The following is a 23,192-nucleotide window of genomic DNA, read 5'->3' on the forward strand; positions in this document are numbered from 1 at the left end:
TGCAGGTGCGGCCAGGCGTGACCATGCCTGCTGCCCAGGCGCAGCAGTACTTCCTCGAGCAGGCTGCTGCCGAACAGGAAGAAGCCGCGCGCAAAGTCACGACCGCCCTGGACGCACGGCTGGATGAGATCATCCAGAGTCTGCCGACAAGCGAATACGACGAGAAGCCGCCTGCCGACGACCCGATGGATCACGACGGCCCCGGTGCCAACCCTCCGGTGGACTACCCCGGCGGCGGCTCAGGCGGCGGCTCGGGCGGCGGAGAATACGAAGGCCCCGGAATCATCGGCCCCGGCATCGACGACAACGGGGGGAACGACGGAGACGGAGACGGTGACGGGGACGACGACGACTCGAAGACCGATCCTCCTCGCGTCATCGAGCCGCCGCGCGTGTACCCTCCGGTCGAGCCCCCGGTGTATCCCCCGCTGCCTCCCGACCGGACGTGGCCCGACCCTGACGGCACGGGGGGAGACGACACCCCGCGTGTCGACGGCGGCATCGACGGAGTGACCGGCGGTGGCGGCGGCGGATCCGGCCTCACCGGTGGGGTCGGCGGCACGGGCGGTGGCGGTGGCGGCGGAACCTCCGGGTCGGTCGGCGGCGCAGGAGGCCTCGTCGGCGGTGCCGGGGGCGTGGTCGGCGGCGCGGCCGCGGGCCTCGCCGGACGTCTTGGCGGTGGCGGCGGGCTCATCGGCGGCGTCGGTGGCGTCGGCGGAGTGGGTGGCGTCGGCGGTACCGGGACGGGTGCAGGCGCGAGCGGCGTCGTCGCGCAGTCGGGTGCCGCGAACGGCGGACGCGGTGGCATGGTCGGCGGCGCGGCGGCCGGCGGCGGGGCCGGGGGCGGCAGTGACAAGCGCAACCGCCGCCGCGGACAGGACCTCCTCGCCTTCGAGGTCGAACCGGATGACGACCAGATCGCTCCCGATCTCGGGGCTGCCGGCGCTGCCGGTCGCTCGGCGTCCGACGGACGCGAAGAGCTCGGCTGGTAACGAAGGACTCTCGACCGGGGCTTCACGTCCTACAGAGAAAGCCGCTCACCCCTCAGGGTGAGCGGCTTTCTGGCGTCAGAGCGTGAGCAGATCCGTCGGAGCGTGAGCGGATGTCGTCGTCGTGTCAGACCGCGACGATCTGGATCAGGCAGTCGCCGACCTGCAGCGTCATGCCCGATGTCAGCCCGAATCGCTGGTGCGGAGTCATCGGCCCCGACCGTCCGTCGGCCGTGCGCAGCGACGAGCCGTTGCCCGAGCCGAGGTCCTCGAACCAGGGCTCACCGTCGACCACCCCGAAGCGACCGTGCGTGCGCGACACCGAGCGGTCTCCGTCGGGCACTGCGACGAGCACGGCCTCGGCATGCTCTCCCTCGGGCACACGCGGCGCGCGTCCGATGTACCCCAGCCCGGTGATCGGCACGGTCGTGCCGTCGGTGAACTGCAGGGCGACGACCGCCTGCGGCGCCTCCGAGGGCACGGGGAGTGCGGTCGGCTGCGCATCGCTCGGCGTGGTCGGCGTAGCGGGAACAGCGGCGGAGGCGCCCGGACCAGCGGGCGCCTGGGCGGCGGGAGCGCCCGCCTGCGTCAGACGCGCGGCCGATCGTGTCGTGGGCCTCTCTGCGGGCGCCTGGGGCGCAGGCAGTGCCGACGCTGCGGCGGGCACCGCATCCACGACGGCGGGGAAAGGAGATCCCATCGGCGTCGATTCGACCACCGGCGTCACGACAGCAGGCGTCACGACAGCAGGTGTCACGACCGCGGGTGTCGGCACCGCAGGCTCACTCGGCGTGGCCGGCCCCTCGGTCGCAGGTGTCGAGGGGAGTGCGGACGGTCGGGCGCCGCGTCCCGCCACTCGGCGATACGTGAGCTCCGCATCGCCTCCGAGCACCAGCACGTCGCCCGGCACGAGGAAGTACGGGTTGTGCGCGCTCAGCTCGGTCTCGCTGCCGCCGAGGTGTCGTACCGACGCCCCGTTCGCGGAGCCCAGATCCTGCACCCACAGCTTCCCGTCCTCCACGCCGAAGGCGGCGTGGGTGCGCGAGAGCGAGCGGGTGCCGTCGGGCACGCGTACGAGGATCGCGTCGGGAATGGTCTCCGGAGCGCGGGGCGCGCGGCCGATGTAGCCGAGGCCGGTGGCCTCGATCACGGTGCCGTCCGAGAGCTCGAACACGGCCACGCTGCCGGCATCGACGGGGTCGGAGACCGGTGCCGCGACGACCGGCTGCGACGGCGACAGCGGCGTCTGGCTGATGACCCCCGGCGCGGCCGCGATGACCCCTGCTGACGCATCGGGACCGGTGACCCTGGCTTCGAGATCCGGCGCGAGGAACATGCCGTCCGTCGCGGCGCTGCGGGTCTTGCGCACATCGATGACGCGGGCGCGCCCCAGGCCGTCGAGAACCCCTGCGGCTGCGAGGCCCACGGGCAGCAGCACGGGGATCACGTGCGCGAGGCCCATCACCAGGTTGCGCAGGAACAGGCCGCGCGCACCGACGCTGGCATCCTTGTCGCGCTGCACGGTGCGCAGGCCGCAGATCAGGTTCCCGGGCGTCGCCCCGGTGTGGCCCTCCCACACCCAGCCGATGGCCCACAGCTCGATCACGGTCACGGCGACGAGCACGAGCGATCCGGTGAGCATCCAGACCAGCGTCGCGATGACCGCGATGATCCCGATGTCGATCAGGTAGGCGCCTGCGCGCTGGCCTGCGGTGGCGCGCACCCCCGGGGCAGCCGTGCGGACGGGGGATGCCGGTGGCCGCAGTCGCGCGGCCGGAGGGGCGATGGTCATGAGAAGACCTCCAGGATCTGCCCAGCGATGCCGGAACCGTACAGCAGCGCCGCGGGGGCCAGGGCGAGGAACAGGCCCTCGACGATGTCACCGGTGCGGGACCAGCCGAGGGAACGCCAATCCCGAGCCAGCGGCACGGTCAGCGAGGCGACGATCGCGCCGGCGATGATCACGACGACGGCGACGAGCAGGGCGCTCAGCTGCAGTGCGATCACCAGGGCCGCCGCAGAGGTCACGGCGACGACGGTTCCCGTGACGAGCGCGGCCGCCCGGGCGACCCCGTCGCGCAGCATCCGTGCGGTGAGCAGGAAGTAGCATCCGACGCCCAGCGCTCCGCCCAGGACGCACCACGTCTCGACCGAGGGTCCGGAGGTGTCTATCGACGCGGCCGTGACCACCACGGTGTAGATCGTCGACAGCAGAGCGAGTGCGCAGGCGATGACGATCCCCGCCTCGGACCTGCGGCGAGCGAGTTGGAACTGCCGACGTGCGGTGTCGGCTCCGACGGGGGACGGCTCCCGTGGAGGCGTCTGTCGAAGACCCTGCGCGTCGCGGATGACATAGGGCGTGTCGATGAGCTCGCTCGCGTCGACGTCGAGCGCGGCGGCGCGGATGAAATGGAAGACCGGCACGGCGCAGGCGACCTGTACGGCCGTGATCGCCACGGCGGGCACACCGGCGAGGAACGCGGCGGCGTTCAGCACCGCGAGCACCGACCACATCACCGCGATCACCGCGGTGGTCGCGGCGGCCAGCCGTCCGCGCATCAGCGCCTGCGCGTGACGCACGCAGGCGAGCGTGGCCCCCGTGACGAAGCCTGCGGCCATCATCGCGCCGGTGTCGTGGAAGACCGAGAGGGCGACCGCGCCGGCCGCGCCGCCGAGCACCGGCGCGACGAGGGCGACGTAGATGGTGGAGTCCCGCACCGGCTGGGCCAGCAACGTCAGCGCGCCGACGAGCAGCAGCACTGTCGCCACGGAGACGACGGTCGCCGACGGCATGATCACCGCGCACGACACGAGAACCATGGTGATCGCGAGCAGCAGAGCGAGCAGCAGGGTGTTCCGGCGAGGCTGCCCCGCGGTCGACACATCTGTCGCGGATGCCTCGGAGCCCGTCGTCTGCGCCGTCGCCGCGCGGTCGAACAGCCAGATCACGCCGCCGTCGCCGGGGATGACCGACACTTCGCTGTCGAGGTCGATCGCCGCCCCGGAGGTGGTCGTGCCGACGTACCGCTGCAGGTCGACGCCGCCGACCGTGAGCAGCTCTGCGACCGTCGAATCGGCGGGGACGACCAGGTCGTTGCGCCCGTTCGCATCAGCTACGGTGAGGCGTATCGTCTTCGCTGACATCCTCGCCTCTCGATGTTCCGACGCACAATGCCGGTTCCGCGCGGCATCCTGACACAATAGTAGGTGACTCGAGGAGGGCCAGTCGTGAGCATCACCAGCAATCGCCGCGCGCCGAAACCGCCGGCAGGCGGACAGCTCACGCTGCAGCAGGCGCCCGAGCTGCCCAAGCCCGAGGGTGCGTCGAACACCCTGATGATGGCCCTGCCGATGGTGGGCAGCCTCGGATCGGTCGCGGTGCTCTCGCTCACTCAGGGCGGAGATGCGACCCGCACGTACATCATGGGCGGTCTGTTCCTCTTCATGGCCCTGTCGATGGTGGGCGGGCAGATGTGGCGGCAGAAGTCGCAGCACTCGACGAACGTCGAGAACACGCGACGCGAATACCTCGCCTACCTCTCCGAGACCCGAGACGCGGTGCGCGAGGTCGCCTCGCGGCAGCGCCGGTACGAGGAGTGGATGCTGCCCGCACCCGACTCGCTCCCCTTCGTCGCCGAGGAGGGATCCCGCGTGTGGGAACGCCCCGCCGGTGACCCGCAGTTCCTGGTGACCCGAGTGGGCACGGCCACTCAGCCGCTCGCCATGACGCTCGACGAGGCGCCCATCCCGCCGCTCGCCCAGCTCGACCCGGTGAGCGCATCGGCGGCGCACCGCTTCGTGCTCACCCACGACCAGGTGCCCGACCTGCCGCTCGGACTCAACATCAGCACGTGTGCGCGCATCGAGGTCGTCGGCGACATCGTGCGCGGGCGGGGGCTGGCCCGCGCCATGGTCTCGCATCTCACCACCTTCACCGCCCCCGAGGATCTGCAGGTCGCCGTCATCGCCTCGGCGGCCGACCTGCCGTACTGGGAGTGGGCGAAGTGGCTGCCGCACGCGCAGTCCGACAGTCGCAAGGACGCCGTCGGCGGTGCCCGCCGCATCGGCTCGTCGTGGGCCGAGGTCGAGCCGCTGATCGCCGACATCCGCTCGCGCGGACCGGTCAGCGGTCGCGGCGGGGGCGCGATGCCTCACATCGTGGTCATCCTCGACGGCGTCGAACTGCCCCAGGGCAACCTCCTCGACGAGGAGGGCGGCGTCGACGGCGTCACCGTCATCGACATCGCTCGCGAATGGGCGGAGCTCACCGACCCGCTCACCGTCCGCCTGATCCTCGACGGCGCCGACGGGGAGAAGCTCACTGTCGCCCGCCGCAGCATGGGCATGGTCCCGGCGAGCCCCGACTTCCTCGGGATCAGCTCGGCCGAAGCGGTGGCGCGGCGTCTCACCGGCCTCGGTGAGAGCGCTCAGGACGAGGAGGCGGGCGGCGCGCGCACGATCAGCGCCGAGCTGACCGATCTGCTGAACCTCCCCGATGTGCGGGACTTCGACCCGGATGTGGCCTGGAAGCCCCGCTCCGCGCGCGATCGCCTGCGAGTCCCGATCGGATTGACGAGCACCGGCCAGCCGATGATCCTCGACATCAAGGAATCCGCCCAGCAGGGCATGGGGCCGCACGGCATGCTCATCGGCGCCACCGGCTCGGGAAAGTCCGAGGTGCTGCGCACCCTGGTCCTCTCCCTGGCGATGACGCACTCGTCCGAAGCGCTGAACTTCGTGCTGATCGACTTCAAGGGCGGTGCGACCTTCGCGGGCATGGCGGATATGCCGCACGTCTCCGCCGTCATCACCAACCTCGGTGACGACCTCACTCTGGTCGACCGCATGCAGGACGCCATCCAGGGGGAGATGACCCGGCGCCAGGAGCTGCTGCGCGACGCCGGCAACTTCGCCAACGTCACCGACTACGAGGCCGCCCGCAGGGGCGGTCGCACCGACCTCAAGCCGCTGCCCGCGCTGCTGATCGTCGCCGACGAGTTCTCCGAGCTGCTCGCCGCGAAACCCGACTTCACCGAGCTGTTCGTCGCGATCGGCCGACTCGGCCGATCGCTGCAGGTGCACCTCCTGCTCTCGACCCAGCGTCTGGAAGAGGGCAAGCTGCGCGGACTCGACTCCCACCTGTCGTACCGCATCGGTCTGAAGACGTTCTCCGGTGCCGACTCGCGCGCGGTCATCGGCGTCCCCGACGCGTTCACACTTCCGGGCGGTGGCGGCCACGGCATCCTGAAATCGGATGCCGAGACCCTCACGCAGTTCCGCGCCGCGTACGTGTCGGCCCCTCCCAAGACCCGCCGGCGCAAGCCGGGCGCGACGGCTGAGGCAGACGGTTCAGGGGCGGAGGTCCGGGCGATCGAGGCCCGGTCGTTCACGGCCGCGCCGGTGCTCGAGCAGGAGAGCTCCGATGACCAGGCTCCCGCCCTCGACGTCGTGCGGGGCGAGGCGCCCGAGCAGCGGGTGACGTTCGACATCGCCGTCGCGCAGATGAAGGGTCGCAGCATGCCCGCCCACCAGGTGTGGCTGCCTCCGCTCGATGTGCCGGCGACGTTCGACGAGATGCTCGGCGATCTGGTCGAAGACCCGCAGCTCGGACTGATCTCGCCGCGCTGGCGACAGGCCGGCCCCCTCACGATTCCGCTGGGCACCGTGGACCGACCGCTCGAGCAGCGTCGCGATCGGCTGACGCTGACGCTCACCGGTGCGGGCGGTCACCTCGCGATCGTCGGCGGCGCGCGCAGCGGCAAGAGCACGCTCGCCCGCAGCGTCCTCACCGGCATCGCGCTGACGCACACTCCGCAGGAGGTGCAGTTCTACGTCATGGACTTCGGCGGGGGAACCTTCGTGCCGTTCGCCAAGATGGCCCACGTCGCCGGCGTCGCCGGTCGCAACCAGCCCGACGTGCTGCGACGCATGTTCCAGGAGGTCGTCGGCATCGTCAACGCCCGCGAGCGCTATTTCACGGCGAACTCGATCGACTCGATCGAGACCTATCGGCGTCTGCGCGCGCAGGGGAAGGCCGACGACGGCTACGGCGACGTGTTCCTCATCATCGACGGATGGCCCACGATCCGGGCCGAGTTCGACGAGATGGAGTTCGAGATCCAGTCGCTCGCGGGGCGGGCGCTCACCTTCGGCGTGCACATCGTGGCGACGACCTCTCGGTGGATGGACTTCCGCACCGCGATCCGCGACACGTTCGGTTCGAAGCTCGAGCTGCGCCTCGGCGACACCAGCGATTCGGAGATCGACCGCAAGGTCGCCGTCAACGTGCCGCTGAGCCGTCCCGGTCGCGGACTCGCTCCGTCGAAGCACCACATGCTCACCGCTCTGCCGCGCGTCGACGGCTCCGGCGATCCCGACACGCTCAGCGAGGGCGTCGAACACCTGATCGAGCGCGTGAACACGGCGTGGAAGGGTCCCCGCGGCCCCAAGCTGCGTCTGCTGCCCGAGATGCTCGAGCTCTCGGCACTGCAGCAGCTGGCTGCCGGCACCCCGCTGCAGAACCAGGTGCTGCTGGGCGTCGATGAGGCGGCGCTCGCCCCCTCCGCGTTCGATGTGCGGCGCAACCCGCACCTGTACCTGTTCGGCGACAGCCAGTCGGGCAAGTCGAGCTTCCTGCGCACGTTCGCGCACGAGGTGATGCGCACGACGACTCCTCAGTCGGCGCAGATCTTCGTCGTCGACTACCGGCGCGCCCTGCTGTCCGAGATCCCCGAGGAATACCTCGCCGGGTACTACACGACCGCGCAGCAGGCGTCGGAAGAGCTGGGAGGGCTCGCCGAGTACCTGCGAGGCCGCATGCCTGGGCCGGACATCACGCCCCAGCAGCTGCGAGACCGCTCGTGGTGGACGGGTGCAGAGGTCTACGTGCTCGTCGACGACTACGACCTCGTCAACACGCAATCGGGCAACCCGATCGCGGCGCTGCAGCCGCTCCTCGCCCAGGCGACGGACGTCGGGCTGCATCTGATCATCGCCCGCCGTTCCGGTGGCGCGTCGCGGGCGACGTTCGAGCCGGTCATGCAGACGCTGCGCGACCTCGCGGCTCCCGGCATCCTGCTCTCGGGCAGCCCCGACGAGGGGCCGCTGATCGGCAACGTGAAGGCCACGCCCGCCGTGCCGGGGCGTGCCAGGGTGATCACTCGCGAACGCGGACTCCAGACCATGCAGCTCGCCTTCGCCCCGTCGTCGCACCCGTAGGAGCGGCGTCGCAGAGGTGTCGCAGAGCAGGGTGGGCAGAGCTACCCATGGGCATACGCGCACGAGCGCCGTATGGTGTTACTTGTCACCGAAACATCGGTGACACGGCCCTCCGGGGCTGACTCAGACAGGGCGGTTTCGCCCATACGACCAGGAGGTGACCGTGAGCGGAGAGATCTCTGCAGCGGATGGAGCCCTGCAGCGGGGCGCCGGTATCGTCAGCAGCTCGAAGCAGGACATCATCGGCGAACTGAACTCGATTCAGTCTCAGCTGTCAAGCATCGGATCGTCGTGGCAGGGCGCGGGGGCCGCGGCGTTCACACAGACGTTCCAGGCGTGGCAGGAGAAGTCCCGCCGCATCACGAACGCTCTGGACGAGTTCGAGCAGAACCTGCGCGACTCGCAGTCGGCCTACACGCAGACCGACGACACGTCTGCGCAGTCGCAGAACAAGTTCATGGGCCGTCTCGGCTGAGACCGGAGGGAAAAAGATCATGAGTGGTAACGGATACAAGATGCAGTTCGGCGCCGTCGACACGGCGGGTGCCGATCTCGTTCGCGGCGCGAACAACATCGACAACAAGCTCTCTCAGATGGAAGACGCGCTCAAGCCGCTTCAGGCGGACTGGACCGGTTCGGCATCCGAGGCGTACATCCAGGCGAAGGCCAAGTGGAACGCGGCCCTGACCGAGATGAAGGCGCTTCTGAACGACATCGGGCGTCAGGTCTCGCAGGACTCGCAGGACGGTCAGGCGAACGAGAACAGGAACATGAACCGCTGGTGATCACGCGGTGAGAGTTCGAGCCGGCTGTCGCCCCTTCGGGGGTGACAGCCGGCTCTCTCTGTGTCCGGGTGTCTGCGTGGGTACCGCGCGGTGCGACCGCGAGAGCGGCTCAGCGGGTGGCGTCGGCCAGGTGGCGAGCGTTGTGGCTCAGCACCTTGACGATGATGCCGTGGCTGCGCAGCTCCTTGGCGGTGCGCGCGCCCTCTTCGGCGTCACGCCCGAGGGCGTTGATGTTCGCCACGACGAGGACGTCGCCGGGCTTCAACGTCGCGATCAGGCGCGAGAGCCGGTCGCTCCAGGACTCGAGGATGTCGGGGGCCGGATGACGGAATCCCTCGATCGGCACCCCGAACCGGGTGAGGTCCTCACGCTGCTCGACGACCGAGGGCATGCCCTCTCGCGAGACGACGAGCCCGACCAGGCGCGATCCGTCCGGGCGCGCGACCCAGAAATCGCGGTTCTGCTGCAGCTCGGTGAAGCACTTCGGGCACTCCGCGGCCGCGTGCGGCAGGTGCAGCGGACTCGTCAGGGCCTCGTCGACGGATGCCGTCGCCTTCATCGGATCGATCGTCTCGCTCATCGCGCACCTCCGGGGTCCATTCTGCCCTGTCGGAGCCGCCCGTGGCGACCGTTCAGAGCATCCCGAGGGCGCGGACGGCCTCGCGTTCCTCGGTCAGCTCGGCGACGGATGCGTCGATGCGCGATCGCGCCCACTCGCTGACCTCGAGGCCCTCGACGATCCGCCATTCTCCGTCGACCGCCCGCACCGGGAACGACGAGATCAGGCCCTCGGGCACGCCATACTCGCCGTGGGAGACCACGCCCGCCGACGTCCAGTCGTCGGTGCCGTGCACCCAGTCGCGCACGTGCTCGATCGTCGCGTTCGCGGCCGACGCCACCGAAGACGATCCGCGCACCGCGATGATCTCGGCCCCGCGCTTCGCTACGCGGGGGATGAAGGTCTCGTCGAGCCAGACCGAGACGTCGCCGACGATGGTCTCGAGCGCCTCCGTCACCGGCCGTCCGGCGACCGTCGCGTGCGACACGTCGGGGAACTGCGTCGCGGAGTGATTGCCCCAGATCGGGACCCGGCGCACGGTGTCGACGGGCACCGCGAGTGTCTGCGCCAGCTGCGCCCTCGCGCGGTTCTCGTCGAGCCTGGTCAGCGCGCTGAAGCGTTCGGCGGGAACGCCGTCGGCCGAGGCCGCGGCGATGAGCGCGTTCGTGTTGGCCGGGTTCCCCACGACCGTGACACGCACACCGTCGGCCGCGTGCGCGGCGATCGCGGCACCCTGCGGGCCGAAGATGCCCGCGTTCGCGGCGAGGAGGTCACCGCGCTCCATGCCGGGGCCGCGAGGACGAGCGCCCACCAGCAGCGCCAGGTCGGCGCCGTCGAATCCCACGGCGGGGTCGTCGGTCACCTCGACCTGCTCGAGGAGGCCGAAGGCGCCGTCCTGCAGCTCGAGCGCCGCCCCCTCGGCCGCACCCAGCCCCTGAGGGATCTCCAGCAGTCGCAGCCGCACCTTCTCCTCCGGCCCGAGGAGGTCACCGGCGGCGATGCGGAACAGCAGCGCGTATCCGATCTGTCCGCCGGCACCGGTCAGTGTGATCGTGGTCGTCATGATCCGAGCCTACGTCCGTGCGGCGCGGTCCGGGAGGGGCGGTCCGGGAGGGGCGGTCCGGGAGGGGCGTCGTGCGGAGTACCCTCATGGCATGACCTTCAACCCAGACGCCGACGTCTCCGGCAACACCGCTCGCCGACGGGGCCGCGGAGCCGTCGTCGCCGGGGCGGGCGGGGTCGGACTGCTCGGCATCATCGCCCTCATCGCCGGGCCCCTTCTGGGCATCGATCTGACCGGCCTGCTCGGCGGCGGGGGCGCCACCGGCGGCGGCTCCGAGCCCGAGGGCGGCAGCGTGATCGAGAACTGCCTCACCGGGGAAGACGCGAACGAGGACGTCGACTGCCGGGTGGCGAGCGCACAGCTCGCGCTCGACGGGTTCTGGGAGGACCGCATCGACCAGTACCGGGCGCCGCAGCTGATCATCGTCGACGGAGCGACCTCGACCGCCTGCGGCACCGCCTCGAACGCGGTCGGGCCGTTCTACTGCCCGCCCGAGGAGACGGTCTACGTCGACCCGACGTTCTTCGATCTCATGCAGCAGCAGTTCGGAGCATCCGCGGGCGAGCTCGCGCAGCTCTACATCGTGGGCCATGAGTGGGGCCACCACATCCAGTACATCACCGGTGTGATGGACCGGTACCCGAACAACGGCACGGGCCCGGACAGCAACGGCGCGCGCATCGAACTGCAGGCCGACTGCTACGCGGGAGCGTGGATCGGGCGGATGACCGAGGAGGAGGACAAGAACGGCGTCCCCTACCTGCAGGCGCCGACCGAGGCCGAGATCACGGACGCCCTGAACGCGGCGAACACGGTCGGTGACGACAACATCCAGCAGCAGTCGTCCGGGTCGGTGAACCCCGAGAGCTTCACGCACGGCACCAGCGCGCAGAGGCAGGGGTGGTTCGCCAGCGGGTACAGGTACGGACTCGACATGTGCGCCGATCCGCTGACCGTGTCCGGCGCAGAGCTCTAGGGTGACGACGATGGACCTGGACGCGCTGTATCCGCCGATCGAGCCGTACGAGACCGGCGAGCTGCTGGTCGGCGACGGTCATCGGCTGTACTGGGAGGTCAGCGGCAACCCCGAGGGCAAGCCCGTGGTGTTCCTGCACGGTGGACCCGGCAGCGGCACCTCGCCCTGGCAGCGGCGGTTCTTCGACCCCGCCGCGTATCGGATCGTGCTGTTCGACCAGCGCGGCTGCGGACGCAGCACTCCGCATGCGAGCGCGCCGGATGCCGATCTGCGCTTCATCACCACCGCGCATCTGATCGCCGACATCGAGCTGCTGCGCCGGAACCTCGGGGTCGAGCAGTGGCAGGTGTTCGGCGGGTCGTGGGGGAGCGCGCTCGCGCTCGCCTATGCGCAGGCGCATCCGGAGGCTGTCAGCGAACTCGTCCTGCGCGGCATCTTCACGTTGCGTCGCGAGGAGCTCGAGTGGTTCTACGAGGGTGGCGCGGCGGCGCTGTTCCCCGATCTGTGGGAGGAGTACCTCGCCCCCATCCCGGTGTTGGAGCGCTCGCACCTGATCCGGGCGTACCACCGGCGGCTCTTCGATCCCGATCCCGCCGTGCACGAGCCCGCCGCCCTCGCGTGGTCGCGGTGGGAGGCGTCGACGGTCACGCTGCGCCCGGATGCCGCGCAGATCGCGGCGATGTCGGACCCGCGTACCGCGACCGCGTTCGCCCGCATCGAGAACCACTTCTTCGTGAATCGCGGCTGGTGGACCGAGGGGCAGCTGATCGCCGGCGTCGACGGCATCCGGCACATCCCCGCCGTCATCGTGCAGGGGCGCCATGACGTCTGCACGCCGATGATGACCGCATGGGATCTGCACACGGCCTGGCCCGAGGCGGACTTCGTGGTCGTCGACGACGCCGGTCACTCGGCCGCCGAGCCGGGCATCCAGCGCGCGCTGCGTGCAGCCACCGACCGGTTCGCGGGCTGACACGACGTCGCCCGCTGAACCCGATCGTCAGGCGCGCAGCGCCGCCGTCAGCGTCTTCAGGAGTCCGAGGACGCCGCCGTCGGCGCGGAAGCGCGTCAGCCCTTCGCTGACCGTCGCCCCGGAGCGCGACGACACGAACCACGGGGGCTTCGGCAGGATCGTGAGGTGTCCGCCGCCGTTGGCGATCGGCAGCGAGCGGGGGAACGGCCGGAACGGTCCGCGGACGACCGACCGCTCGACATCGTCGAGCAGCAGCGCATTGTGCACGACGCCGATCCCGCTGCCGACGTCGTCGATCGTGCTTCCGGGGAACGCACCCCAGGTGAGGGTCGGCGTGATGAAGCCGAAGGCCGTCCAGCCGTTGATGGCGATGGAGCCGTAGTGCAGCGCTGCCACGGATCGGTCGAATCCTGCGCCGAGCTTCTTCTCGGTGGCCGGGTCGATCAGCAGGTTCGCACCGAGCGTGCCCTGCAGCTGCTCGTTCGCGTAGGCCACGGCGGTGTCGAGGAACTCCTGCCCGGTGCCGGGCACCGAGACGACGCCGAGCACGGGTGCGAAGTACTCGGTGCCCTGCAGCGCCGTCGCGTCGTCGTCCTCCGCGATCTCGACCAGCAGCCGGTCGCCGAGGACGAGAGCGTCAGGGTAGGAGTCGGCCGCGAGGTCCATCCGCGACGCCGCTCCCGGGTACCAGGTCGGTCGCTCGGGGGCGTTCGCGTAGGCCCGTCGGAGTGCCGCACGGAAGTCGTCGGCCTGAGCCCAGTCGGACGACAGGATCACCACCTGGCCGGCGATGCAGTTGTGGCCGCTGTTCTGCAGGCGCATGGTGGCGACGTGCTCCGCCTGATAGGCGAGGTCGGCGTCCGTCCACTCGCCCGGCACGATGATGATCGGCGAGACGCCGCCGAGCTCCGCCGTGATGGGCTTCTGCAGTCGGGGGGTGTGCGCGCGGCGGCGCTCGGCTGCGTCCGTGCCGGTTCCCCAGACGATCGCGTCGAAGGTCGCCGCCGAACCCGTGATGTGCACGTGCGCCGGATCGGGATGCTCGGTCAGGTAGGCGCCGACGGACGGGCCGCCCCGCACGATGCGCAGCAGTCCGAGGCCGATCAGCGGGGCGAGCGCGCGCTTGTAGATCGGCACGAGAGCGTCTTGCGTCGGGTTGACCTTCAGCAGGGCGACGCGGTTGTGGGCGAGCAGCTCGTACAGCACGTCCAGCACGGGGATCGAGGTGATGTTGCCCGCGCCGAGCACGAGGGCGACGCCCGCCGATTCCGACGGCGTGCGCTGCGCGAGCCCGGCTGCGGCCCTGGCGCGGTTCGGGGTGGTGCCGGGCTTCAGCCACACCTCGCCGGTGTAGCCCGAGAGCAGCAGACGGTCGATGCCGGTCAGCGGGAATGCGTGCACGCGGGTGCGGCCGCCGGGCGCACGGTCGACGCGCACGCCGTCGAGCGGGTTCGTTCCCCGTGCGAGGCGGGAGAGCGTCTCGATGTAGGCGTCGAGGGCACCCAGAACGCTGTACGGCCCACTGAGCCACTCCTCGCCGCGCAGCGGATGGCGTGCGTCGAGACCCTTCGAGGCGGCGGCGGTGCGGGCCCAGTCCTCGGCGGCGGCAGCCACGCCGGTGCGCACGCCGTGCAGCAGGGTGACGCGCTGCGCCAGTGTCAGCGCCGCCCAGGTGCGGCCGCCCACCTGCAGCTCGCCGATCGCCTCGTCGAGGCGGGCCCGATCTCCGTCGCCCAGATCCGAGGTCATCGATCCGGTGGGTGTGGTCGCGGAAGTCATCGGCGTCTCCTTCTGGCGGGATCCCAGCTTAGGCCGCCCGCGAGCCTCACGCGGCGATGCCTCACGCCTCGATGTCAGAGCGGCGCAGCCGGTATCGGCGCAGCGTCAGCAGGCTCGCGAGCATGAGCACCGCGGGCAGGATGCTGAAGCTGAGCACGATGCCCGTGAGGGCCTCGTCCGGCTGCTGCGCGGTCGTGCCGGCGACGGTCGAGATGTACCCGGTGGCCGCGAGCGTGAGCGAGACGGCCGTGGCGCCGAGGGCGAAGCCGATGGTCTCGCCCGCGGTCCACACCCCCGTGAAGGTGCCGGCGTGTCCCGCACCGCTGCGCTGCTCGTCGTGCGAGATCACATCCGGCAGCATCGCCATCGGCAGGGACTGGAGTCCGGCGTACGCGATGCCCGCCATCGCTATCGAGCCGTACATCCAGCCGCCGGGAAGCCAGGCGGCGATCACGAGCGTGGCGGCGGCCACCGTGAACAGGCCGCTCGCGACGGCGAACGCCCGCTCCTTGCCGATCCGTCGCGCGATCGCGGTCCACACGGGGGTCGCGACGAGGGCGGGCCCGACCAGCGACAGGAACACGAGGGTGACGGCAGCCTCGCTGCGCAGCACCCAGGTGGCGACGTACTGTGCGGCGGCGAGCATCGTGCCGGTCGCGAGAGCCTGCAGGAGGAAGGTGCCCAGAAGTGCGCGGAAGGGCTGACTGCGCCGCAGCGTCTGCAGACCGGCGGTGTACGGGGCTCGGAACCCGGTGGCGGCGAGGTCCTCGCGCGGTGCCGCTGCGCCGGCGACGGGGGCGGCATCCGCGGTGCGGGAGGCGATGAGCATCCCGATCCCGATCGCGACGCCTGCGACGACGCCCATCAGCAGGTATCCGGCGACCGGGTCCGACCCGGCGCGGCGCAGCTCGGGTCCGCCGGCGCCGAAGAGCAGGATCGCGGCGGTGAGCACGACCACCCGCCATCCCAGCAGACGGGTGCGCTCGTCGTAGCCGCGGGTGAGTTCGGCGGGCAGCGCCACGTAGGGCACCTGGAACAGGCTGAACGAGGTGGCGGTGGCGAGAAAGGCCAGGAGCACGCAGATCGCCCCGGCGGTCGGCCCCCACGACGGCGGCACCGCGAAGGTCAGCGCGAAGAAGAGAGGAAGCGTGAGCGCCCCCACGACCATGAGGCCGCGACGTGAACCGGTGCGCGCGTACTGGCGGTCCGACGCGGCGCCGATGAGCGGATCGATCACGACGTCCCAGACCTTCGCCGCCGTCACGATGACGCCGGCCACGAGGGCCGCGACACCGAGATTGTCGGTGAGGAAGTAGGTGAGCACCAACCCGGGAAGGGTCGCATAGCCACCGGTGCCGAGCGACCCCACCGCGTACAGCGCGATCGTGCGCGGGGAGAGGTGGGCGGGGGCGTGTTCCGGCCGAGCCACGGAGCTCATCGCGCCAGTGTAGCGGCGGGAGACTCCCCGCCGGAGGGGAATCTCGGTCAGATGAGGGAGAGCTCGGTCAGATGAGGGAGAGCTCGCGCAGCTTCGCCTCGACGTCGGCGTTCGACGGCTCGACGTGGTGCGAGGAGTCCGGGTAGACCACCACGGGGATGTTGGTGCGCCCCGAGATCTCCTTGGCGACATCTGCGGCCGACGGCTCCGCGACGAGGTCGACGTAGGTGTACTCGATGCCGAGCGAGTCGAGCTGCTTCTTGGTGCGGATGCAGTCGCGGCACCAGTCGGCGCCGAAGAGGGTGATGGTGGATTCTGCGGAGGTCATGTCCTCCAGCGTACGTCCGCGCGGCTGAGCGGGCGCCGATACGGGCCCCGGTCACCGCGATCACAGGACGGCCATTGCAAACTAAGGGTACCCTTACCTATGCTGGATCCATGACCACCGCCTGTGAGCACCTCGAGGATCCGGACTGGGAGACCATCGAAGGGGTGGTGCTCATCGCGGGCGACTCGTCGGATGCCGCCGCCATCGCCGCCGTCACCGCGCGGCTGCCGTGGGATGCGGAGGGCGTGGTGCTGATCGAGGCGGCGGCACGTGTGCAGTTCCGCCACATCGATGTGCCCGAAGGGGTCTCGGTGCGCTGGCTCCTCCGAGGCGACGGTGCACGGCAGCATGCCAAGGGCGAACGACTGGCCAACGCCGTGCACTCATGGTGCGTCGAATGGACATGCGCGGAGCCGCCGCTGCAGTGGACGGTCTGGCTCGGTGCGCACACGCCGGCCCACGTCGCACGGATGGCGCGGAGCCTGCTCGGCGTCGCGAACTGACGGCGACGCCGTCGCGTCCCCACCCGCATCGTCGGGGGAGCGGGCGCGACAGCGCCGGATCCGTGTGTCAGCGCGTCGCGAGCACGGGCGTGCCACCGACCGTGGCGCCCGCCGAGATCGCATCGAGCGCGCGCCGCAACGACGAGCTCGACGTGTGCGCGGTGTACGGGAAGTAGACGACCTCGACACCCACCTCGGCGAAGTCGCGCTCGAGGCGCAGGCCCTTCTCGGTGCCGCGCCAGTCGTCTCCCTTGAAGAAGTGCGTGAACCCCACGTCGTGCCAGGAGTCCATCTTCGACGGAGTCGTCTCGACGTACACGTCGTCGACGAACGAGATGTGGCGCACGATCTCCGCGCGCTCGGCCGTCGGGATGACGGGCTCGATGCCCTTCACCTGCCGCAGCATCTCATCGCTGACGACACCGGCGACGAGGACGTCGCAGTGCTGCTTCGCGTGACGAAGAAGGTTGAGATGCCCGACGTGAAACAGGTCGAAAGCACCCACGGCATAGCCGATGCGCGTCCCCATGATCTCCCCAGATCAGTAATTCCCCAGAAGCGGATCCCCATCCGCCAGCGACTCCCACAGCCGCACCGGAGCGAGTGTAGCAGGTCTCGGTTTCGCCCCGCACAGGAACCCGTGGAACGATGGACCCCGCAACGCGGGCCCCTCGGTCTGCACAGGGGGAAGGGAAAGGCTCGTGGCGACACCGGTCACGGTCATCGTGCCGACCTACAACGAGCGCGACAACGTCGCCGAGCTCGTCGCGCGCACCGCGACCGCGCTCGCCGCGTACGACGCGGAGATCCTGTTCGTCGACGACAGCGGCGACGACACCGCGTCCGAGATCGCCAGGGTCGCGGCCGACGCCCCGCTGCCCGTGCGCGTCATCCACCGTGAGCACAACACCGGCGGCCTCGGCGGGGCCGTGCTGGTCGGGCTCGAGGCCGCCGCCGCCGACCTCTGCATCGTCATGGACGGCGACCTGCAGCATCCGCCCGAGCTCCTCTCCGTGCTCCTGGAACGTCATGCGGAGGGCGACGCCGATGTCGTCGCCGCCTCGCGGTACGTGGGCGGCGGTGACACCAGCGGTCTCGGCACGGCGGTGCGCTTCGGCGTGTCGCGCGTGGCGACCTGGCTGACCCGAGCCATGTTCCCGATCCGTCTCGCTCGCAGCACCGATCCGATGACCGGGTTCTTCCTCGTCGATCGGAGCCGGCTCGACCTGGCGGCGCTCAAGCCGCAGGGATTCAAGATCCTCCTCGAGATCCTCGCGCGCACGGATCTGCGCATCGCCGAGGTGCCGATGGAGTTCGGCGAGCGCAGGCACGGCACGTCGAAGGCGAGCCTGCGCCAGGGCGGCACCTTCATCGCCCACCTCGCCAGACTGCGCTTCGGCAAGATGTCGCTGTTCGCTCTGATCGGTCTGATCGGCGCCATCGCGAACCTGGGCATCATGTGGCTGCTGACCCTGACCGGGGTGCCCTACATCTGGGCGGCGATCATCGGCGCCGAAGTCACCATCATCGGCAATTTCCTGCTGCAGGAGCGCTTCGTCTTCGCCGACATGCGCACCGACGCGCGCGGCATCGGCGGTCGGTTCGCGGCCTCGTTCGCCTTCAACAACGCCGAGGCCGCTCTGCGCATCCCGGTGATGGCGCTGATGGTCGAGACCTGGCACATCTCCAGCGTGCTGGCCACGGGGCTGTCGCTCATCGTCGCCTTCGTCGCGAGGTTCCTCTTCCATTCCCTGGTCGTCTACGCGCCCCGGAGACCGCGCTCGACTGATGCCGACGCCGAGCCGAAGCCCGACACCGCGACGATCCGCATCATCCGCGCGATCGACTCCGAGGCGATGAAGCCGGGCGAGCTGTAGGCGATGCGCGCGTGCGCGCAGGCCCGCCATCCGGGCGGGCGTCGCGAGCGGCTCGCCTAGCTCTTCTTCGGCCGGGCGTACTCGCCGCGCACGATGCCGAGGGCCGCCAGCATCCGACCCTGGGCGAACCACGCCCGGCGCTGGAAGACGGCGTTCGCTGCGGTGTCTCGTCGTAGGGCGGAGATCGCACGGCCGCCGGTGAACGCGACCCAGCGCACCGCGCCGCCGGCCAGGTGCGCGAGGTGGAGGAGCGGACGCCTCCACGCCGGTGCCTCGCGGATCAGCAGCCGCACACGGGCCTGTCCGTGCGCGATCGCTCGCCGGTGCACGAACACCCGTGTCGCGCGTTCCGGCGCGATGTCGTCGCGGGCCACGGAATCCGCGGATGCGACGATCGAGCCGCCCCGGGCGACGACCGTGCGGCCGAACACGTTGTCCTCGCCGCCGATCAGGCCGAGCGAGACGTCGAAACGCACCCCGAGAGCGCGAACCTGGGCGGTGTCGATGAGCACGTTGCCCGTCGCCAGCGACTCCAGCCGCTTTCCGTTCGGGAAGCGCGTGCGGCGCATGAAGCCTCCCGCGGCGATCCACGGATCGGTTCCCTCGGGCCACACGTAGCGCACGAAGCCCATCACGACGGCAGCGCGGGTCTCGCGCCAGACGGCGACCAGACCGTGCAGCCACCCTTCTTCGGGGAACACGTCGTCGTCGATCATGACCGTGAGCTCCCCGTCGGACGCCGCGTCCAGCGCCGCCTGCCGGACGGCGGCGATGCCCGGTGTCTTCTCGGAGAGGTACTCGACCCCGAGGTCGGACGCGACGGACTCCGCCGATCTCCCGGGGTCGTTGTCGACGAGCAGGATGCGTGTGCGCACTCCCTCGGTCTGCGCGCGGATCGCCTCGACCAGAGGCGGCAGCAGGGCCGTGCGGCGATACGTCGGCACGGCGATCAGGACCGACTCGGTCACCGCGCCCCCGCCCGGCGGTGCGCGATGGCGCGCCGGAACGCGTCGCGGTGGGCGACTCCCGCACGGTCCCAGTCGCGCGCCGACAGATCGGGTTCTCCCTCGGGGAGAGTGCGGATGGCCTCGGCGAACGCCAGGAGGTCCGAGTCGGCGAGTTCGTCGTCGAACATCGTGATCCAGCCGCGGCCGACCTCGGCCGACAGGGCGTCGTTCACGGCGGTGCGGGGAACCAGCACCGGGCGATTCAGCGACAGCGCCGCGAGCACGGTGCCGGAGTTGTGCATGAACCGGTACGGCAGCACGATGCCGGAGCTGCCCATGACGGCACGGGCGAAATCCGGCTCGGACAGGTAGCGCAGATCGAGCTCGATGCGGCCGTCTGCCTTCGCACTCTCCCGCACCTCGTCGGCGATCCCCGCGCTCGTCGGGTTGCCGGCGATGTGCAGTCGCAGGTCGGGGGCGACATCCGCCGTGTCCCGGAAGACGCGGATCAGGTCTTCGACGCCCTTGTAGCGCCGCACGAGGCCGACGAAACCGAGCGTTCCGGGAGCGGCATCCGTCTTCTCGACGTCCGCGAACCACTCACGGTAGTGGCCGTGCGGGATCAGAGTGGATTCCGCGCCCTCCGGCAGCTCCGTGAGGTCGTTGAGCACGATGCGGTGGTCGGTGCGCCGCTCCACCCACTCCAGGTATCGGCGCTGCCAGGGTGCCACGTCGTTCGGGAGCTCGACGTTGTGCACGGTGCGGATGATCGCGACGCGGCCCAGAGAGATGCGCGCGCGCAGCGCGACCGCGAATGCCCGGCGTGCAAGTGCCTTCGCACCCGTGCCCGCGCCGAACAGCGTCTCCGGCCAATGGAACTGGATGGCGTCCAGCCGACCGAACAGCGCCTGTCGCCGGTCGAAGCGCACATGCTCCACCCCCGGCGTCGCCGCGAGCGCGTCGTCGAGCATGTGCACGTACGGATTCGATGTGGGGCGCGGCGCCCCGAACGACTGCATGACCCTGATCGGGCGCGCAGAACCCCCTGATTTGTTCCCCATGGGTCCAGTGTGCCAGCAGTCGGGCTCTACACTGGTCGGGAACGACCTGGGCATGTGGGGTGCCCGAGAGGTCGTGACCTAGGGGAGTCGACATGTCCGTATCCTTCGCTGCCGCATATCGGCAGCTCTCAGCGGCGCAGAAGGGGCATGCGCGCGGAGCGCCCGGATACTCGGTCTACGTGAACCGTCGCATCGGGCGGATGCTCGCGGCCTTCGCCTTCCGCGTCGGCATCACGCCGAACCAGGCGACCGTGATCAGCGCCCTGCACACGTTCTCCGCCCTCGCGCTGCTGCTCATCCTTCCGGCGGCCTGGTGGACGGGGATCCTCGTCGCGCTGCTGCTCGCACTCGGCTACGCCTGGGATTCTGCCGACGGTCAGATCGCGCGGCTGCGCGGCGGGGGCAGCCTCGCCGGAGAGTGGCTGGACCACTTCGTCGACGCCCTCAAGATCGCCTCGCTGCATCTCGTCGTCCTGCTCGCCCTGCACCTGCACACGCCGTTGGCCGGCACGCCGTGGCTGCTCATCCCTCTCGCCTTCTCGGTCGTCGACGTCGTGACCTTCTTCGGCATGCTGCTCAACGACCTGCTGAAGCAGAAGAAGGGCGTGCAGTCGACGCACTCCCGCGGAGGCGGGACCTTCCTCCGGTCGATGATCCTGCTGCCGACGGACTTCGGCGTGCTGTGCCTCGTGTTCGCCCTCTGGGGGTGGACCGCCGGCTTCCTCGCCGTCTACGCGGTGCTCGCCCTGATCAACGCACTCTTCCTCGCGCTCGCCGCGGCGAAGTGGTTCCGTGAGATCAGCGCCCTCGACCGCGAGGTCGGCTGAGATCGTGGCCGTCTCGCCGTCGTTCGCGGTCGTCACGGTCAACTACGGTTCCAGTGCGCTGATCGCCGAGAATTTCGGAGGCCTCGCGCTTCCGCCGCAGGGCCGCCTCATCATCGTCGACAGCTTCAGCTCGACCGCCGAACGCGAGGCCGTCCGCATCGTGGCCGGCGAACTCGGCGCCGAGTGCGTGCTGCTCGACGAGAACCTCGGGTACGGGGGAGGGACCAATGCCGGAGCGGCACGGGCCCTCGAGCTCGGGGCCGAGGTGATCGTGCCGCTCAATCCGGATGCGAGCATCGCGATCGCCGACCTGCAGACGCTCGTCGACGCCGCGCACGGCACGCGTGATCTCGTATCGCCTCGTATCGTCACCGGCGCGGGCGCGACCTGGTTCGCGGGAGCCGACCTGTACCTCGACGACGGCACCACGGCCGGGCGGGCGGCCAGGGCCCGGCACGAGGGCAGGCCTCGACGCGAGTGGGCGACGGGTGCATGCTTCGCGCTGTCCGCCGACGTCTGGCAGCGACTCGGGGGCCTCGACGAGGACTACTTCCTGTACTGGGAGGACATCGATCTCTCGCACCGGGTGCTCGACGCCGGGGGCTCGCTGATCCTGAGCGATGCGATCGTCGTGCACGACGAGGGCGGCACTCACGACGGCGTGGCCAGCGATCGTGCGAAGTCGTCGACGTACTACTACTTCAACATCCGAAACCGGATGCTGTACGCCCGCAAGCACCTGAATCGGAGCGACGTCCGTCGCTGGCGCCGATCGTCGCTGCGCGTCGGCTACGGCATCCTCCTTCAGGGAGGGCGGCGTCAACTGCTGTCTGCGGCGCCATGGCGTGCCTATGCGCGCGGAATCCGCGACGGGTACCGCGTGAGTCGCGGGAAGGCGGAGGCGCGATGAGCGGCATCCTCACCGTCTGCGACGCGAACGTGTGCCGCTCGGTCGCCGCCGAGCTCCTGCTCACGGAGCAGTTCTCGCGGCACCTCGCTGCGGCGGGGATACAGGTGCAGAGCCGCGGTGCGCAGGCGCTGCCTGCGCACTCCGCCTGTCGACTCGTCGAGGATCTCCGTGACGATGAGGCGTGGAGGTCGCGCGCACGCAAGCACCAGTCCGCACAGTTGGATGTCGCGGCGATCGAGGAGGCCGACCTCATCCTCACGGCGACGATCAGCACGCGCGCCTCGGTCGTATCCCTGGTTCCGAGTGCGCGGCGTCGCGTCTTCACGCTTCGGGAAGCCGTGTCGTCGGCGTCCGGGTTCATCCCCTCGACGGGAGCTGCCGGCGATGACCTGGTGCGTGACTTCACCGCGCACCTGGATTCGCGGAGGGGCCTCCAGTCGCTTCCGACGACGCGCGGGTCTCGCTGGCGACGGGCATCGCATCCGTTCGACATCGCGGACGGGCACACCGGCGGGCACCACGCCCATGTCGAGGCTGTCGCACAGGTCGAGAAGGCGGTCTCACAGCTGGTGGGCGCGATGACCGCGGATCCGACGCTGCCCTTCTTGGCGGGCGACCGGCGCTGACCGTCGAGTTCGAGTGTGACCCCGGCGATCACTTGGTGATATTCCGGGTGAATTCATGAATCGACGAACGGATGCCGGTTACGGTGACCAAGGCGATTCGTGGGGAATCGCATTCTGGGGAAAAACTGGGGGAACCTTTGGGGATCAATCGGCGCGCGCGCACACACATGACGTCACCGCCGTCAGGCGGGATCACACCGTCGGGGGGTACCGAGAGCAAGAGCTCGGGACGGAAGCGGTCCGGACTCGCGTTTCTCATCGGCGTCGTCCTGGCGTCCTCCGCCATCGTCGCGTTCCCTGCATCCGGGTCCGCTGCCGTCCCTCAGACGAAGG

21 protein-coding genes are annotated in these 23,192 nt (G+C 70.3%); 11 read left to right on the forward strand and 10 right to left on the reverse strand.

Features of this window, described 5'->3' with window-relative positions:
• The first annotated feature begins 23 nt into the window (after positions 1-23).
• Positions 24-992, forward strand: coding sequence for a hypothetical protein (locus DXT68_RS02580; protein WP_156149306.1), 969 nt, complete (start codon positions 24-26; stop codon positions 990-992).
• A gap of 124 nt (positions 993-1,116) precedes the next feature.
• Here DXT68_RS02580 and DXT68_RS02585 read toward each other — a convergent pair whose 3' ends face one another.
• On the reverse strand, positions 1,117-2,781 hold the full coding sequence (locus tag DXT68_RS02585) for an FHA domain-containing protein (protein ID WP_052677804.1): 1,665 nt from the start codon (positions 2,779-2,781) through the stop codon (positions 1,117-1,119).
• A complete protein-coding gene (locus DXT68_RS02590; RefSeq protein WP_045254917.1) occupies positions 2,778-4,133 on the reverse strand; it encodes a hypothetical protein in 1,356 nt (451 codons plus the stop codon). The genes DXT68_RS02585 and DXT68_RS02590 overlap by 4 nt, the downstream gene beginning before the upstream one ends.
• Before the next feature lie 84 nt (positions 4,134-4,217).
• Between DXT68_RS02590 and DXT68_RS02595 the strand changes: the two genes are divergently transcribed.
• The 3 genes from DXT68_RS02595 to DXT68_RS02605 all read left to right on the forward strand — a co-directional run bounded on the left by DXT68_RS02595 (position 4,218) and on the right by DXT68_RS02605 (position 8,992).
• Positions 4,218-8,207, forward strand: a complete 3,990-nt coding sequence (locus DXT68_RS02595; RefSeq protein ID WP_045254916.1) for a type VII secretion protein EccC — start codon at positions 4,218-4,220, stop codon at positions 8,205-8,207.
• 163 nt (positions 8,208-8,370) lie between these two features.
• The gene (locus DXT68_RS02600) at positions 8,371-8,682 is read left to right on the forward strand and encodes a WXG100 family type VII secretion target (protein WP_045254915.1); all 312 of its coding nucleotides are present in this window, start codon (positions 8,371-8,373) and stop codon (positions 8,680-8,682) included.
• Positions 8,683-8,701: 19 nt separating this feature from the next.
• Positions 8,702-8,992: a WXG100 family type VII secretion target gene (locus tag DXT68_RS02605; protein ID WP_045254914.1), complete on the forward strand. Its 291-nt coding sequence runs from the start codon at positions 8,702-8,704 to the stop codon at positions 8,990-8,992.
• 109 nt (positions 8,993-9,101) lie between these two features.
• Here DXT68_RS02605 and DXT68_RS02610 read toward each other — a convergent pair whose 3' ends face one another.
• Both DXT68_RS02610 and DXT68_RS02615 read right to left on the reverse strand, forming a co-directional pair.
• Positions 9,102-9,572 (reverse strand): recombinase family protein, encoded by a 471-nt coding sequence (locus DXT68_RS02610; protein ID WP_052677803.1) that lies wholly within the window; start codon positions 9,570-9,572, stop codon positions 9,102-9,104.
• A gap of 52 nt (positions 9,573-9,624) precedes the next feature.
• Positions 9,625-10,614, reverse strand: coding sequence for a malate dehydrogenase (locus DXT68_RS02615; RefSeq protein WP_045254913.1), 990 nt, complete (start codon positions 10,612-10,614; stop codon positions 9,625-9,627).
• Between the two features lie 91 nt (positions 10,615-10,705).
• Here DXT68_RS02615 and ypfJ point away from each other — a divergent pair, with 91 nt between their 5' ends.
• Positions 10,706-11,590 (forward strand): KPN_02809 family neutral zinc metallopeptidase, encoded by an 885-nt coding sequence (gene ypfJ / locus DXT68_RS02620; protein ID WP_045254912.1) that lies wholly within the window; start codon positions 10,706-10,708, stop codon positions 11,588-11,590.
• Positions 11,591-11,600: 10 nt separating this feature from the next.
• On the forward strand, positions 11,601-12,563 hold the full coding sequence (gene pip / locus DXT68_RS02625) for a prolyl aminopeptidase (protein ID WP_174233187.1): 963 nt from the start codon (positions 11,601-11,603) through the stop codon (positions 12,561-12,563).
• A gap of 27 nt (positions 12,564-12,590) precedes the next feature.
• Here pip and DXT68_RS02630 read toward each other — a convergent pair whose 3' ends face one another.
• The 3 genes from DXT68_RS02630 to DXT68_RS02640 all read right to left on the reverse strand — a co-directional run bounded on the left by DXT68_RS02630 (position 12,591) and on the right by DXT68_RS02640 (position 16,108).
• Positions 12,591-14,342: an aldehyde dehydrogenase family protein gene (locus DXT68_RS02630; protein WP_082068994.1), complete on the reverse strand. Its 1,752-nt coding sequence runs from the start codon at positions 14,340-14,342 to the stop codon at positions 12,591-12,593.
• A 61-nt stretch (positions 14,343-14,403) separates the two neighbouring features.
• Entirely contained in the window at positions 14,404-15,780 is a 1,377-nt protein-coding gene (locus tag DXT68_RS02635; protein ID WP_045254911.1) for an MFS transporter, read from the reverse strand.
• A 67-nt stretch (positions 15,781-15,847) separates the two neighbouring features.
• On the reverse strand, positions 15,848-16,108 hold the full coding sequence (locus tag DXT68_RS02640) for a glutaredoxin domain-containing protein (protein ID WP_045254910.1): 261 nt from the start codon (positions 16,106-16,108) through the stop codon (positions 15,848-15,850).
• Between the two features lie 110 nt (positions 16,109-16,218).
• On the opposite strand from DXT68_RS02640, the gene DXT68_RS02645 reads away from it, so the two are divergent.
• A complete protein-coding gene (locus tag DXT68_RS02645; RefSeq protein WP_045254909.1) occupies positions 16,219-16,611 on the forward strand; it encodes an SIP domain-containing protein in 393 nt (130 codons plus the stop codon).
• A gap of 67 nt (positions 16,612-16,678) precedes the next feature.
• Here the strand turns inward: DXT68_RS02645 and DXT68_RS02650 are convergent, their stop codons facing one another.
• Positions 16,679-17,140, reverse strand: a complete 462-nt coding sequence (locus DXT68_RS02650; protein WP_045254908.1) for an FAD synthase family protein — start codon at positions 17,138-17,140, stop codon at positions 16,679-16,681.
• Between the two features lie 172 nt (positions 17,141-17,312).
• Between DXT68_RS02650 and DXT68_RS02655 the strand changes: the two genes are divergently transcribed.
• A complete protein-coding gene (locus tag DXT68_RS02655; RefSeq protein WP_045254907.1) occupies positions 17,313-18,488 on the forward strand; it encodes a glycosyltransferase in 1,176 nt (391 codons plus the stop codon).
• 56 nt (positions 18,489-18,544) lie between these two features.
• On the opposite strand, the gene DXT68_RS02660 is transcribed toward DXT68_RS02655, so the two are convergent.
• Positions 18,545-19,456, reverse strand: coding sequence for a glycosyltransferase family 2 protein (locus DXT68_RS02660; protein WP_045254906.1), 912 nt, complete (start codon positions 19,454-19,456; stop codon positions 18,545-18,547).
• Positions 19,453-20,496 (reverse strand): glycosyltransferase, encoded by a 1,044-nt coding sequence (locus DXT68_RS02665; RefSeq protein ID WP_052677802.1) that lies wholly within the window; start codon positions 20,494-20,496, stop codon positions 19,453-19,455. Before DXT68_RS02665 ends, DXT68_RS02660 begins: the two co-directional genes overlap by 4 nt.
• Before the next feature lie 92 nt (positions 20,497-20,588).
• Between DXT68_RS02665 and DXT68_RS02670 the strand changes: the two genes are divergently transcribed.
• Genes DXT68_RS02670 through DXT68_RS02680 form a run of 3 tightly spaced genes read left to right on the forward strand, consistent with a single transcriptional unit; the run spans position 20,589 to position 22,859 of the window.
• Positions 20,589-21,323 carry a CDP-alcohol phosphatidyltransferase family protein gene (locus tag DXT68_RS02670; RefSeq protein ID WP_045254904.1) on the forward strand — a complete coding sequence of 245 codons (735 nt, stop codon included), beginning with the start codon at positions 20,589-20,591 and terminating at the stop codon, positions 21,321-21,323.
• A gap of 4 nt (positions 21,324-21,327) precedes the next feature.
• Positions 21,328-22,233, forward strand: coding sequence for a glycosyltransferase family 2 protein (locus DXT68_RS02675; RefSeq protein ID WP_045254903.1), 906 nt, complete (start codon positions 21,328-21,330; stop codon positions 22,231-22,233).
• On the forward strand, positions 22,230-22,859 hold the full coding sequence (locus DXT68_RS02680; RefSeq protein WP_162829099.1) for an arsenate reductase/protein-tyrosine-phosphatase family protein: 630 nt from the start codon (positions 22,230-22,232) through the stop codon (positions 22,857-22,859). The genes DXT68_RS02675 and DXT68_RS02680 overlap by 4 nt, the downstream gene beginning before the upstream one ends.
• The last annotated feature ends 333 nt before the right edge of the window (positions 22,860-23,192 follow it).

Origin of the sequence: Microbacterium foliorum (assembly GCF_003367705.1) — a bacterium.
Lineage (GTDB): Bacteria > Actinomycetota > Actinomycetes > Actinomycetales > Microbacteriaceae > Microbacterium > Microbacterium foliorum.